Origin of the sequence: Streptomyces sp. NPDC056503 (assembly GCF_042794995.1) — a bacterium.
Lineage (GTDB): Bacteria > Actinomycetota > Actinomycetes > Streptomycetales > Streptomycetaceae > Streptomyces.
Genome location: NZ_JBHTST010000188.1, coordinates 1 through 13,445 on the forward strand (window position 1 = coordinate 1; position 13,445 = coordinate 13,445).

At 72.4% G+C, this 13,445-nt stretch carries 12 protein-coding genes; 5 read left to right on the forward strand and 7 right to left on the reverse strand.

Annotated elements, in window-relative coordinates; genetic code table 11:
• Positions 1-46: 46 nt before the first annotated feature.
• The 3 genes from ACFQ8C_RS34280 to ACFQ8C_RS34290 form a co-directional block, all read right to left on the reverse strand.
• Positions 47-1,945 (reverse strand): SpoIIE family protein phosphatase, encoded by a 1,899-nt coding sequence (locus ACFQ8C_RS34280; protein ID WP_383465427.1) that lies wholly within the window; start codon positions 1,943-1,945, stop codon positions 47-49.
• A gap of 309 nt (positions 1,946-2,254) precedes the next feature.
• A complete protein-coding gene (locus ACFQ8C_RS34285) occupies positions 2,255-2,929 on the reverse strand; it encodes a DUF402 domain-containing protein (RefSeq protein ID WP_383465429.1) in 675 nt (224 codons plus the stop codon).
• A gap of 77 nt (positions 2,930-3,006) precedes the next feature.
• On the reverse strand, positions 3,007-4,407 hold the full coding sequence (locus ACFQ8C_RS34290) for a class II fumarate hydratase (RefSeq protein ID WP_383465431.1): 1,401 nt from the start codon (positions 4,405-4,407) through the stop codon (positions 3,007-3,009).
• A 134-nt stretch (positions 4,408-4,541) separates the two neighbouring features.
• On the opposite strand from ACFQ8C_RS34290, the gene ACFQ8C_RS34295 reads away from it, so the two are divergent.
• Positions 4,542-6,071, forward strand: a complete 1,530-nt coding sequence (locus ACFQ8C_RS34295) for a ricin-type beta-trefoil lectin domain protein (protein ID WP_383465433.1) — start codon at positions 4,542-4,544, stop codon at positions 6,069-6,071.
• 121 nt (positions 6,072-6,192) lie between these two features.
• Here the strand turns inward: ACFQ8C_RS34295 and ACFQ8C_RS34300 are convergent, their stop codons facing one another.
• Complete coding sequence (locus ACFQ8C_RS34300; RefSeq protein ID WP_383465435.1) at positions 6,193-6,819, reverse strand: lipoprotein; 627 nt, start codon at positions 6,817-6,819, stop codon at positions 6,193-6,195.
• Between the two features lie 101 nt (positions 6,820-6,920).
• Here ACFQ8C_RS34300 and ACFQ8C_RS34305 point away from each other — a divergent pair, with 101 nt between their 5' ends.
• Positions 6,921-7,421, forward strand: coding sequence for a hypothetical protein (locus tag ACFQ8C_RS34305; RefSeq protein WP_383465437.1), 501 nt, complete (start codon positions 6,921-6,923; stop codon positions 7,419-7,421).
• Positions 7,422-7,434: 13 nt separating this feature from the next.
• Here the strand turns inward: ACFQ8C_RS34305 and ACFQ8C_RS34310 are convergent, their stop codons facing one another.
• Together ACFQ8C_RS34310 and ACFQ8C_RS34315 are read right to left on the reverse strand one after the other, a co-directional pair.
• The gene (locus ACFQ8C_RS34310; RefSeq protein ID WP_383465439.1) at positions 7,435-8,061 is read right to left on the reverse strand and encodes an HAD family acid phosphatase; all 627 of its coding nucleotides are present in this window, start codon (positions 8,059-8,061) and stop codon (positions 7,435-7,437) included.
• Positions 8,062-8,227: 166 nt separating this feature from the next.
• A complete protein-coding gene (locus ACFQ8C_RS34315) occupies positions 8,228-9,901 on the reverse strand; it encodes a fumarate hydratase (protein ID WP_383465441.1) in 1,674 nt (557 codons plus the stop codon).
• A gap of 357 nt (positions 9,902-10,258) precedes the next feature.
• On the opposite strand from ACFQ8C_RS34315, the gene ACFQ8C_RS34320 reads away from it, so the two are divergent.
• Positions 10,259-11,068, forward strand: coding sequence for a DUF1707 domain-containing protein (locus ACFQ8C_RS34320; protein ID WP_383465443.1), 810 nt, complete (start codon positions 10,259-10,261; stop codon positions 11,066-11,068).
• Between the two features lie 152 nt (positions 11,069-11,220).
• Positions 11,221-11,592, forward strand: a complete 372-nt coding sequence (locus tag ACFQ8C_RS34325; RefSeq protein ID WP_383465445.1) for a WhiB family transcriptional regulator — start codon at positions 11,221-11,223, stop codon at positions 11,590-11,592.
• A 139-nt stretch (positions 11,593-11,731) separates the two neighbouring features.
• Here ACFQ8C_RS34325 and glpX read toward each other — a convergent pair whose 3' ends face one another.
• The gene (gene glpX, locus ACFQ8C_RS34330) at positions 11,732-12,763 is read right to left on the reverse strand and encodes a class II fructose-bisphosphatase (protein WP_383465447.1); all 1,032 of its coding nucleotides are present in this window, start codon (positions 12,761-12,763) and stop codon (positions 11,732-11,734) included.
• A 126-nt stretch (positions 12,764-12,889) separates the two neighbouring features.
• Here glpX and ACFQ8C_RS34335 point away from each other — a divergent pair, with 126 nt between their 5' ends.
• Complete coding sequence (locus ACFQ8C_RS34335) at positions 12,890-13,414, forward strand: DUF4245 domain-containing protein (protein ID WP_383465449.1); 525 nt, start codon at positions 12,890-12,892, stop codon at positions 13,412-13,414.
• Positions 13,415-13,445 lie beyond the last annotated feature (31 nt).

Below are 13,445 nucleotides of genomic sequence, written 5' to 3' on the forward strand. Positions count from 1 at the left end.
CCCCGGGTGGGGGCCGGCCTTCGTCACGTACCGGAGGCGAGCGGGATCAGGGCCGCGTCGACAGCTCGAACCAGACGACCTTGCCGCCCGACAGCCGGGTCGCCCCCCACCGCCGCGCCAGCCGGTTCACCAGGAACAGACCGCGTCCGCCCTCGTCCGTCTCGCGCGCCCGCCGCTGCCGGGGCAGCTGCGGGGAGTCGTCGCCGACCTCGCAGCGCAGCACGTCCGTCTTGAGCAGCCGCAGGGTCACCGGCCGCTCCGCGTACCGCACCGCGTTCGTCACCACCTCGCTGATCAGCAGCTCCACCGAGTCCGTCAGCTCCTCCAGGTCCCAGCGGGCCAGCGCCCGGCGGGCCAGCCGGCGGGCCCGGCCCGGGGCCGCGTCCTCCGGCTCCAGGAACCAGTACGCCACGTCGCTCGGCGCGATCCCGTCGAAGCGGGCCGCGAGCAGCGCGATGTCGTCGTCCCGGTCGCCCGGACCCAGCATGTCGAGCACGTCGTCGCAGAGCGCCTCCAGGGGCGGCGCGTGGTCCGGCCCGGTCAGCTGGGCCGCCGCCGCCAGTCGCTCCCGCAGCTGCTCGATCCCGGTCCAGACGTCCCGCAGCCGGGACTCCACCAGACCGTCCGTGTACAGCAGCAGCGTGGCACCGGCCGGGGCGTCCAGCTCGACCGCCTCGAAGTCGACGCCGCCGACCCCGATCGGCGCGCCCGCCGGCACCCGCAGCACCTCGGCGCGCCCGTCCAGGTGGAGCAGTATCGGCGGCGGATGACCGGCGTTGGCGACCGTGATCCGGTGCGAGACCGGGTCGTAGACCGCGTACATGCAGGTCGCCATCCGGTTCTCGCCGAGCCGCTGGGCCTGCTCGTCGAGGTGGTGCAGCACCTCCTGCGGCGGCAGGTCGAGCCCGGCCAGGGTCTGCGCGGTGGTGCGCAGCTGGCCCATGATCGCGGCCGAGGTCATGGAGTGGCCCATGACGTCGCCGACGACCAGGGCGACCCGGCTGCCGGGCAGCGGGATCGCGTCGTACCAGTCGCCGCCCACCCGGGCCGTCTCGGCCGCCGGCAGGTAGCGGGAGGCGAGCTTGACTCCGGTCGGCTGCGGCAGCGAGTCCGGCAGCATGGTGCGCTGGAGCTCGTCCGCGATGTACGCCTCCCGGCCGTACAGCACCGCCTTGTCGATGCCGAGCGCGGTGTGGGTGGCCAGCTGCGCGCCGACCAGCAGGTCGTCGGGGTCGAAGGCCGGCTGCTCGCCGCGGCGCAGGAAGACGGCGGCGCCGATCACCCGGCGGCGGCCGCGCAGCGGCGCCAGTATGGCCCGCAGCCCGCGGGGGAGCGGGTGGTCGGCGCCCAGGAGCTCGCCGAGGGCGGCCCGGGCGGCGGCGGAGTCGCCGAAGACCGGCCGGACCCCGCGGAGCACCTCGGCCAGGGCGCTGCCGGAGCGCACCTCGCACAGTTCGGCGGCGGGGGTCGGGTCGGGATCGGGTACGAGGACGAGCTCGTCGCCCTCCAGGTCCGTTAACCGCAGCCGGTCGGTGCGGCGCAGCCGCAGCACGAAGGGCGCCACGGGGCGCTCGTCGCCCACCGGCAGCGGGTCGCGGAGGTAGACGAGGATCTCGTCGGAGAAGGCCGGCACGGTGGCGCGGCACAGGCCGAGCACGATCTCGTCGAGGTCGAGTCCGCGGGCGATCCGCCGCGTCGCGGCGCCGACGAACCGCAGCCGGTCGCCCTCGCGCCGCCCGGCCGGTGCCGCCCCCTTGGGGGAGACGGCGACGGCGACCGCGGGCGCGGACGGCCCCGGCGGGGCCTCCGGGAGCTGCGGCGCCGGCTGCGCGGGGATGTCGGAGGGCAGGCCGGCGGGCGCGGCCTCCTGGCGAGGCCGTGTCTGTTCCTGGGGCCGGTCGGCCAGCGGCTGCCGGCCTTCGTGGGAGGTGGGATGCTCCGTCACGCGTGGGATTCCGTCCGTCCGGGCCGGTGGTGCGATGCACTCGCTCTTCTCGCCGATGCCGCGCCTTCGGCGGGGATAAACCCTCCGGGGGCGGTGTTCGCGGTGGATACGGACGATCCGCGGACGGCGGCAGGGGCTGGGGGAGTGCCACCCGGGCACAGCTCCGGCACTGCTCTCCCCCTCATCGATGACGTGCGGTGACGTGTGGTCAGTTGCTGCGCTGCGTTCGGTCGGTGACGTCGTGTCCGCCCGGTGTCGGTGGTGCGGAGGACGATCCTACGTTTCGACCCCGGGGGCGCAGCAAGGGTCTCATGGAGCCGTGTGCGCCGGAGTGCGGTCCCAGTCCGCCGGCAGGGCGGGGACGGTCCAGGCGGGATCGGGCCGCCACTCCTCCCAGCCGTCCCGGAAGGGCGTGCCCCAGCTCTCCACGAGCCGTACGGCGGCGGCGCCGGCGGCCTTCACCCGGTCGGCCCCGGCCGGGGCCATCAGGCCGGAGCGCTGGGCCTGTTCGAACTCGTCCTCGTCCCGCCAGAGCCAGCTGTGGTCGGGGTAGACGGAGATGTCGAGGAAGTGGTCCTCGGAGTCGACGCCGCCGGCCCAGCGGTGGCGCGGCTCCTCCAGGTTCACGTACCAGCTGCGGAAGCGCCAGCCGCGCTCCCAGAACAGCCAGACCGACCACGGGTCGCCGGGCCGGGCCAGCTTGAGGACCCCGCTGCCGGCCCAGTGGGCGCGCTCGGTGGTGCGGGGCGCGGTGTAACGGGTGGCGAGCGGTTCGTCGTGGACCGGGGTGCCGTCGGCGAGCACCGGCCGGACGCACTCGGTGCCGGGCGCCATCCAGACGGCGAGCAGGTCCGGGGTGTCGCGGACGACGGTGACCGGCCGGCAGATGTGCACCTCGTCGGTGCCGATGCCGCGGTAGCGCCAGAGGATGTGCTCCCCGGGCGCCCAGCGCTGGATGTCGTCCGAACCGTCCGATCCTGTCATGCGCAGATCTTAGGGGCGCGCTCCCACCGGCGCTGCGGTACGGGTCACGGTTGAGTCATCGGGGCGAGGCCTCCGGTTCACGGCCGGGTCATGCGCAGGACGTCGAGGGCCTCGTCGAGCTGTTCGAGGGTGAGGTCGCCGCGGTCCACGTAACCGGACTCCAGGACGACCTCGCGGATGGTCTTCCGCTCGGCCAGGGACCGCTTGGCGACCTTGGCGGCCTCCTCGTAGCCGATGTACTTGTTCAGCGGGGTGACGACGGAGGGGGAGGACTCGGCGTACTCGCGGGCGCGCTCGGTGTTCGCGGTGATGCCGTCGACGGTGCGGTCGGCGAGGAGCCGGGAGGCGTTGGCGAGGAGCCGTACGGATTCCAGCAGGTTCCTGGCCATCACCGGGAGCATCACGTTGAGCTCGAAGTTCCCGGCCGCGCCGGCCACGGCGACGGTGGTGTCGTTGCCGGTGACCTGGGCGGCGACCATGAGGACCGCCTCGGGGACCACCGGGTTGACCTTGCCGGGCATGATCGAGGAGCCGGGCTGGAGGTCGGGAAGCGCGATCTCGGCCAGGCCGGTGCGGGGGCCGCTGGCCATCCAGCGGAGGTCGTTGGCGATCTTGGTGAGGGAGACGGCGACGGTCCTGAGGTGACCGGAGGTCTCCACCAGGCCGTCCCGGGCGCCCTGGGCCTCGAAGTGGTCGCGGGCCTCGGTGAAGGGCAGGCCGGTGGCGCGGGCCAGCTCGGCGATGACGGCGGCCGAGAATCCCGGTGGGGTGTTGATGCCGGTGCCCACCGCGGTGCCGCCGAGGGGGAGTTCGGCGAGCCGGGGGAGGGCGGAGCGCAGCCGTTCGATCCCGTACCTGACCTGGGCCGCGTAGCCGCCGAACTCCTGGCCCAGGGTGACCGGGGTGGCGTCCATCAGATGCGTACGGCCCGACTTCACGACGGATGAGAATTCGGCCGATTTTCGCTCCAGGGCGGCGGCCAGGTGGTCGAGGGCGGGGACGAGGTCGTGGGTGACGGCGGCGGTGGCGGCGATGTGGATGGAGGAGGGGAAGACGTCGTTGGACGACTGCGAGGCGTTGACGTGGTCGTTGGGGTGGACGGCCCGGTCGGCCGGCAGCCGCTCCCCGGCGAGGGTGGCGAGGACCTCGTTGGTGTTCATGTTGGAGGAGGTGCCGGAGCCGGTCTGGAAGACGTCGACCGGGAACTGGTCGTCCCAGCGGCCCTCGGCGACCTCCGCCGCGGCGGCGGCGATCGCCTCCGCGCGGTCCCGGTCGATCACCCCGAGCTCGGCGTTGACCTTGGCGGCGGCGGCCTTGATCCGGGCCAGCGCCTCGATGTGGGCGCGCTCCAGGCGCTGTCCGGAGACCGGGAAGTTCTCCACGGCCCGCTGGGTCTGGGCCCGCCACTTGGCGTGCGCGGGGACCCGTACCTCGCCCATCGAGTCGTGCTCGACGCGGTAGCCCTCGGTGTCGTTCATGGTCGTTCGTCCTTCCGGGCGTGCCCGTCTTCCCCAACATCCTCAAAAAGATGAGCACTTGTCTTGTTCGATGTATTCCCAAGGCGTGTACCGGCCAGTAAAAACCGTGGGTAACCCCACTTCCAGGAGGCGCAATGACGCGCACCAGGTACAGACTCCGGTGGCCCATCGCCGCCGTCGCCGCGGCGGCCGCCGCCCTCGGCGCCATGACCGCCGCCGCCCCCGCCGGCGCGGCCGACACGGGCACGAGGGCCGCCGTCGCCTCCGTGCCCCTCTCGCCCGAGCTGGAGGCCATCCGGGCCGCCGAGGCCACCAGGATCTACGGCAGCCCCGAGGAACGCCCCCTCGGCGAGCGCAGGACCGGACTGATCTCGCTGGGCGACAGCGAGATCTCCGGCGAGGGCGTCGGCAGTTACGAGTCCCCCACCAACGGTCCCACCAACTGGTGCCACCGCTCGCCCGACGCGGCCATCCACCGCACCGGCATCGCCGCCGACCTCACCTTCAACGTCTCCTGCTCCGGTGCCTACACCGGGAACATCCGGATCGGCGGGAGCAAGCAGTACGCGGACGAGCTGGTCCAGAGCGACAACCTCGCCGTCAAGGCCCGCAACACCCGCATCAAGATGGTCCTGCTGGTCGCCGGCGCCAACGACGACCTCCAGTTCGGCCCCGTCATGACCGACTGCGTCACCCGGTACGTCCTCAGCCAGGGCACCTGCGAGCCCAAGTACGCCCCCGGCTGGCAGGCCCGCGTCGACGCCCTCGTCCCCAAGGTCGAGCAGACCGTCCGCGACCTCAGGACCGTCATGCGGGACGCCGGGTACGCCGACGGCGACTACAAGCTCGTCGTCATGGGCTACCCGAGCCCCATCGGCCCCGACTTCCGCGACAACCCGAACTTCCCCGGCAAGCTGGTCTGCGGCGGCATGGGCTACGACTCCGACACCGTCTGGGGCCGCAACACCGCCGTCCCGGCCTTCGAGCGCGGCATGCGCAAGGTCGCCGCCTCCACCGGCGCCGTCTACCTCGACAACTCGCGGCTCTTCCACGGCCACGAGGTCTGCATGGAGGACACCTGGGCCCGGGGCCTCTTCATCGACCTCTCCAAGCCCGGCGGCATCGACGAGAACTCCACCCGCCAGTCCTTCCACCCCAACAAGAGCGGCCACGCCGCCTTCGCCTCCTGCCTGACCCAGCTCTACGCCTCGGGCCTGCGCGAGGCGAGCTGCGCCGACGTGAACTCCTCCGGCACCCCGACGCTCTTCCCGCTCGCCTGGGACGACGTCTACAAGCCGCTGAGGAACGGCGCGACCGGCAACTGCCTCGACGTCGACGCCTCCGCGTCCGCCAACGGCACCGCCGTCCTCGGCTGGGACTGCCACGGCGGCCGCAACCAGGGCTGGTGGTACGACTCCGCCCGCGCGACCCTGCACACCGAACTGACCCAGGACCGCTGCCTGGACGTGCCGGGCGCCGCCTACCAGGCCGGCAAGGCGCTCATCGTCTGGAACTGCAGCGGCGCCGCCAACCAGAGGTTCGTCCGCGACGGCGCCACCATCCGGCCCGCCGCCGCGACCGGCCTCTGCCTCACGCAGGGCGCCGCGAAGGAGCCGGTCCGGCTCCAGACCTGCAACGGCTCCGCGAACCAGAAGTTCGCCTAGCCCGCGGGTCCGAGAACGCCGTGGCCCTCCGTCCGGTGCGGGGCGGGGGGCCACGGCCCTTTCACGGCACCTCTGACGAGACGTCCCGAGAGGCCTCTTCCGAGACCTCCTGCCCGGCCCCTCACGTGAGCTTCAGGGTCGACTTGGCCAGCTCGTACGCGGCGACCACCGCGTCCTCCTCGGCGTCGAGACCGCCGAGCTCCACGATGACCACCGTGCCCTTCCCGGTCTGCACCGCGAAGGAACGCCCCTCCCGCCATTCCTCTTCGAGCGCGCTGTACACGGAGTAGCGGGCCTCCACGGCGGGCACCGCGCCCGCCTTCACGTCCGCGAGGACGAGCGCCTTGCTCTTGTCGTCCTCGACGAAGGCCTTCAGGGCGGTCCGGGCCGGGCCCTTCGGCGCGGTCCACACCCGCAGGAAGCCGATGTGCGGGGTCCCCTCGGACTTCGCCTCGCACACGATCGTGGCCGGGCCCTGCTCCACCAGCTCGGCGAAGTCGGGGTCGGCGGGCCTCTCGACCGCCTCCGGCTCCCACCCCTTCGTCAGGGACAGGGAGACGGGGAGCGCGCAGGCCGTGCCGGGACCGCCGACGGACCCCGCGGCCTCGGGGGACGGCGTGGCGGACGGCGTCGCGGAGGGCTTCGCCGCCGGCGGGGCCGCCGCGTCCGGCTCCGGCGTCGTACCGCACGCGGTCAGCAGGGCCGCCGCGAGCAGGGCGGTACGGAGGAAGGGGGTTCTCACTGGCATGACCCCATCATTCCCGACGGCGTGCGTCACCCGGACGGCGGCAGCACAATGTGAGGACGGCCCGAAGGGGGAGGAACCCCACCCCGCCAGGGAGGCAGTCCATGATCCGGAGCTTCAGGAGGATCGGCGCCCTCGGCGCCGCGACGGTCGCGGCCGTCACCTTCGCCGCCGCCGCACCGGTGGCCGCCGCGCCCGCGGCCGACGGGTTCGAGTTCACCCTGTACGCCAAGGAGGTCCCCACGGACCAGGGCGGCGAGGAGACCGGACAGGCACCCGGGCTCGGCGAATCCTTCGCCTTCGCCGACGACCTCTCCCGCACCAAGGGCGGCGAGTCGGTCGGCCGGGACGGCGTCGGCTGCACCGTGGTGCGCACCGGCGACCCGGCCGACCTGCTCTGCGTCGGCAACTTCGTCCTGAACGGCGGCCCGGGCGGCCAGATCGCCGGCCAGACGCTGCTCTCCGTCGATCCCGCGGACGACGCCCCGGCCGCCTTCGACATCGCGGTCACCGGCGGCACCGGTGACTTCAAGGACGTCCGCGGCTACATCCGCTCCACGCCGGACGGGGACTACTCACGGCTGGAGTTCCACCTCACCCGCTAGCCGGTGACCGGGGTCAGGAGAGCTTGCCGTAGTCCGGCAGCTTGAAGGCGCGCTCGGCGTGACCGCCGACGACGTCGGTCGTGTTGTTCCCGATGTTCGCGATGATCGTGTAGCCCTTGGCCTCGATCTCGGCGCGCTTCTCCGTCTTGTACGCGCTCACCTCGGCGAAGAGGTCCGGCAGCGAGCGCACGTACAGACCGTCGACCGGGTAGCCGACCTTCTTCAGGTTCCACTCGGTGAGGGAGTGGACGATCCCCGGCCGCGCGGTCACGAAGAAGACCTTCACCCCGCGCGCGTGCGCGTCCCGGACCAGGGAGTGGATCTCGGGGATGGCCGGCGTCGGCAGCTCCCAGAACGGGTGGAAGTCCGTCTCCAGGGAGCTGTTGTCGATGTCGAGGACGATCGCCTGCTTCTCCGTGCCGGCGTCCTCGGCGCGCTCCTCGACGTACGGGCGGGCCTCGGCGACCACGGCGGCCACGTCACGGCGCCAGGTCGCGTAGTCCACGCCCTCGAACGCGGCGGCGGAGGTGAGGTGGGTGTCGGGGTCGGCGGCGGAGGCGGCGGGCGCCGGCCCGACGACGAGGAGGGCGGTGAGGCCGAGGAGGCCGGTGGCGGTGGCTGCGGACTTGGCGGAGGGCATGGGGGGCTCCCGAGTGGTCGACCGTCTCAGTGGTTGACATGCTCGCGTCCCATACTGACCAGTAAGTGTCCGGCTGGCTACCGGCTGGTAGCGACTTTCCGTGCGGGAGACGACACCGCCCCCCGGTCCGCGGGGGACCGGGGGGCGGGTGCGGTACTACCGGGGGTTACGCGAGCTGGGAGCCCTGGCGCACCGGGATGTGCGTGAACGTCGGCTCCGGCGCCGGGTTCTGGAAGAAGTCGTTGCCCTTGTCGTCGACGACGACGAAGGCCGGGAAGTCCTCGACCTCGATCTTCCAGACCGCCTCCATGCCGTCCTCCTCGTTGTCCAGCACCTCGATCTTCTTGATGCAGTCCTGGGCGAGGCGCGCGGCCGGGCCGCCGATGGAACCGAGGTAGAAGCCGCCGTGCGTGCCGCACGCGTCGGTGACCTGCTGCGAGCGGTTGCCCTTGGCGAGCATCACCATCGAGCCGCCCGCCGCCTGGAACTGCTCCACGTACGAGTCCATCCGGCCGGCCGTCGTCGGGCCGAAGGAGCCGGAGGCGTACCCCTCGGGGGTCTTCGCCGGGCCCGCGTAGTAGACCGGGTGGTCCTTCATGTACTGCGGCATGTCCTCGCCCGCGTCGAGCCGCGCCTTGATCTTGGCGTGCGCGATGTCGCGGGCGACGACCAGCGGGCCGGTCAGCGAGAGGCGGGTCTTGACCGGGTACTTGGTCAGCTCGGCCAGGACCTGGTCCATCGGCTGGCTGAGGTCGATCCGCACGACGTCGCCGGCCTCGTCGAGGTGCTCCTCGGTGGTCTCCGGCAGGAAGCGCGCCGGGTCGGTCTCCAGCTGCTCCAGGAAGACGCCCTCGGCGGTGATCTTCGCGACGGCCTGGCGGTCGGCCGAGCACGAGACGGCGATCGCGACGGGCAGCGAGGCGCCGTGGCGGGGGAGCCGGACCACGCGGACGTCGTGGCAGAAGTACTTGCCGCCGAACTGCGCGCCGATGCCGATCCTCTGCGTCAGCTCGAAGACCTTCTCCTCCAGCTCCTTGTCCCGGAAGCCGTGGCCGGTGGCGGCGTCGCCCTCGGTCGGCAGCTCGTCCAGGTAGTGCGCGGAGGCGTACTTCGCGGTCTTCAGCGCGAACTCGGCGGAGGTGCCGCCGACGACGATCGCCAGGTGGTACGGCGGGCAGGCGGCCGTGCCGAGCGAACGGATCTTCTCCTCCAGGAACTTCATCATGGAGGCCTCGTTGAGGACCGCCTTCGTCTCCTGGTAGAGGAAGGACTTGTTGGCGGAGCCGCCGCCCTTGGCCATGAAGAGGAACTTGTACGCGCCGCCGTCGGTCGCGTACAGCTCGATCTGCGCGGGCAGGTTCGAGCCGGTGTTCTTCTCCTCCCACATCGTCACCGGGGCCATCTGCGAGTACCGCAGGTTGAGCTTGGTGTACGCGTCGTAGACGCCCTTGGACAGGGCCTCCTCGTCGCGCCCCGACGTGAGCACGTTCTGCCCGCGCTTGCCCATGACGATCGCGGTGCCGGTGTCCTGGCACATGGGGAGCACGCCGGCGGCGGCGATGTTCGCGTTCTTCAGCAGGTCGAGCGCGACGAACTTGTCGTTGCCCGACGCCTCCGGGTCGTCGATGATCTTCCGCAGCTGGGCCAGGTGGGCCGGGCGCAGGTAGTGCTGGATGTCGTGGACGGCCTCGGCGGCCAGCTTGCGCAGCGCCTCCGGCTCGACCTTGAGGAACGTACGGCCGTCGGCCTCGAAGGTGGAGACGCCCTCGGCGGTCACCAGGCGGTAGGGCGTGGTGTCCTCTCCCAGGGGGAGCAGATCGGAGTACGCAAACTCTGGCATGACGGCGGCCATTCCTCACTCGGCAGACAGCGGCGCGCCGCCTCCGTTGGCGGGCGCGCCCTCCAGCGTAGAACGAGGGCGCGGCTCCGATCCTGTGAGGTAAGGCTCACCAGGGACCGGGACCGCGCCGAAGTGGAGTGTTCCGCGCCGGAACGCCCGCCGTGAGCGGGTGCGGGTCCACCCGCGGCGGGGTGTGGCGGCGGGGCGCGGGGGCGGGGCGCGCGGGCGGGGTGTCGGAGCGCCGCGGCGGCGGTTTCCGCCGCGCCGCGACCCGTCGTCCGCGCGCCGCGTCCCCTAGGGGAGAGATGGGGGGTCGGATCCCTGGTCGCGATCTATCGCGTGTGCCAGGGTGGAGTCGTGGACCTCGAAAAGCAGCCCGACCCCGCGCGGCCGTCCGACCCCGCGCAGCCGCCCGCCGCGCCGGAAGCCCCCGCACCCCCGGCTCCTCCCGCCGCTCCCGCCCCTCCCGCTGCTCCGGCTCCTCCCGTCGCCCCCGTACCTCCTGCCGCTCCCGCCGCTCCCGCGTACGCGGACCCGCAGGGGTCCTTCCGGGCCTCCGACGCCGATCGGGACCGGGTCGCGGAGATCCTCGCGGAGGCGCTGGCCCAGGGGCGGCTCGACACGGAGGAGCACGCGGAGCGGGTCGAGGCGGTCTACCGCGCCAAGACCGTGGGCGAGCTGGAGCCGATCGTGCGGGACCTGCCGGCCACGGACGGCGGACCGGCCGCCGCGCGCAGGGACCCGGCCCCGGCCGCCTACGGGCCGGAGGACGCGGAGGGGAACGCGGACCAGCTGCTCGCCGTGTTCTCCAGCACCACCCGCAAGGGCCGCTGGCGGGTCGCCCGCCGCACCAACGCCTTCGCGATCTTCGGGAACGTGGAGATCGACCTGACGGAGGCGATCTTCGCCCAGCCGCTCACCACCATCAACGCCACCTCGATCTTCGGGAACATCGAGGTCCGCGTCCCGGAGAACGTCAGCCTGCGCGGCTCCGGCGCCGGCATCCTCGGGAACTTCGAGGTCACGACCCTGGAGGGGGTCGACCCGCAGGCGCCGCTGGTCGTCGTCAACGGCTACGCGGTGTTCGGGAACGTGGAGGCGAGACCCAAGCGCGGCAAGTGGGTCACCGATCTCCAGAACAAGGTCCGCAAGCACCTGGGGCACTGATCACCCACCCCGTATCGGCCAGGAGTTGACCGGAATGCGCTGCCAGGGGTCCGGACTCCGGATGGGCGCCGCACGCAGTGCATAGGCGTGCGCACAGCGGGTAGGGCTGCTTCATCGCTGCTCGCTCGCGAAGCCGTCGTCAGGAGTAGACCGTGCTGCAACTGCCGCATCAGCCCCTCCAGGTAGCCCCCGTGCCGCCCCAGCGTGCTCCGGCGCGGCAGGACGAGGACGGCCCCTGGCACGCGGAGGCGGTGTGCCGCCGGGACGAGGCAGGACTCTTCTTCGCCCCCTCCAAGGAGCCGACCGCCGCGCGGCTGGCCCGTGAGGAGGCGGCCAAGAGGGTCTGCGCGCGCTGTCCCGTGATGGTCGACTGCCGTGAGCACGCGCTGCTCCAGCCGGAGCCGTACGGCGTCTGGGGCGGACTCACCGCCGCCGAGCGCCGTGTGGTGCTGGCCCGCCGCCGCCGTCGCGAGGTCGAGCTGCGCAAGGCCGCCGCGGCCGACCGCGTCGCCCAGGCCGGCTGACGAGCGCGTCGCCCGGCCCGGCCGGCGAGCGGACCGCACCGGCCTCCGGTCCCGTGACCCGCGGCCCCGTACCCGGACGGGAAGGGGCGCCCCCACCGCACATGGGGGCGCCCCTCGTCGTTGCCGTCGTCGGACCGGGTCAGTTCGCCCGGTCGAAGTCGATCTTGCTGTAGGCGCGCAGCTTCGCGAGCCGGTGCGTGGAGTCGATCTGGCGGATCGTGCCGGACTTCGAGCGCATGACCAGCGACTGGGTGGTCGCGGTCTCGGAGCGGTAGCGCACCCCGCGCAGCAGCTCGCCGTCGGTGATGCCGGTGGCGACGAAGAAGACGTTGTCGCCGCTGACCAGGTCGGTCGTGGTGAGGACCCGGTCCAGGTCGTGGCCCGCGTCGAGGGCCTTCTGGCGCTCCGCCTCGTCCTTCGGCCACAGCTTGCCCTGGATGACACCGCCCAGGCACTTTATGGCGCAGGCCGAGATGATGCCCTCGGGCGTGCCGCCGATGCCCATGAGCAGGTCGACGCCGGTGCCCTCGCGGGCGGCCATGATCGAGCCGGCCACGTCGCCGTCGGAGATGAACTTGATCCGGGCGCCGGTCTCGCGGATCTCCTTGACCATGCCCTCGTGGCGGGGGCGGTCCAGGATGACCACGGTGACGTCCTCGGCGTTCATGCCCTTCGCCTTGGCGACCCGGCGGATGTTGACCGAGACGGGCGCGTTGATGTCGACGTAGTCGGCGGCCTCGGGGCCGGTGACCAGCTTGTCCATGTAGAAGACCGCGGACGGGTCGAACATGGAGCCGCGGTCGGCGGCGGCGAGCACGGCGATGGCGTTCGGCATGCCCTTGGCGTTCAGGGTGGTGCCGTCGATCGGGTCCACGGCGATGTCGACCTCGGCGCCGGTGCCGTCGCCGACCCGCTCGCCGTTGAAGAGCATCGGCGCCTCGTCCTTCTCGCCCTCGCCGATGACGACGACGCCGTTCATCGAGACGGTCGAGATGAGGGTCCGCATCGCGTTGACCGCGGCGCCGTCCGCGCCGATCTTGTCGCCGCGGCCGACCCAGCGGCCGGCGGCCATGGCGGCGGCCTCGGTCACGCGGACCAGTTCGAGGGCGAGGTTGCGGTCGGGGGCCTCGGGAGAGACCTCAAGCTCGGGGGGCAGGTGGTGCTCGGTCATCGGAGCGCACCTTTCTGTACGACGACGGCCGGAAAAAGGAGGGTGCTGTGACTCTATCGCCAGGTCGATAAATTGAGCAGAGGGGCCCACGTATGAGCGCGGGACCAGGATGCGACCATATGGGGCGTGGCAGCTAAGCGAGGCAGGCAGACGGTACGCGGGATGTTCCAGTCCCTCGGTGTGATCATGGTCGCCGCGGGGGTCATGTATCTCTTCATCCCGCACGACGACGAAGCGGAGCCGGTGGCGGCCAAGGACTACCGGGTCGAGCTGGTCACGGCCCAGCGCGCGGCGCCCTACCCGGTGCTCGCGCCCGAGGGCCTCGGCGCGGACTGGAAGGCGACCGTGGTCTCGTACCGGCGCGAGCAGGGCGACGCCTGGCAGCTCGGCTTCCTCTCCCCGGACACCCAGTACGTCTCGGTCAACCAGTCGACCACCGAGCCGAAGAAGTTCGTGCCCAAGGTCACCCACTCGGCCAAGGACACCGGCAGGACGCAGACGGTGGCCGGCCAGGTGTGGCAGCGCTGGGAGGGTCCCAAGTACGACGCGCTGGTGCGCACCGAGGGCGGGGCGACCACGGTCGTGACCGGCACCGCGTCCTTCGAGACGCTCGCGGAGATGGCGGGCGCCCTCCGTTCGAAGCAGGCCTGACGCCCTCCGGACACGACGAAGCCCCCGGCGC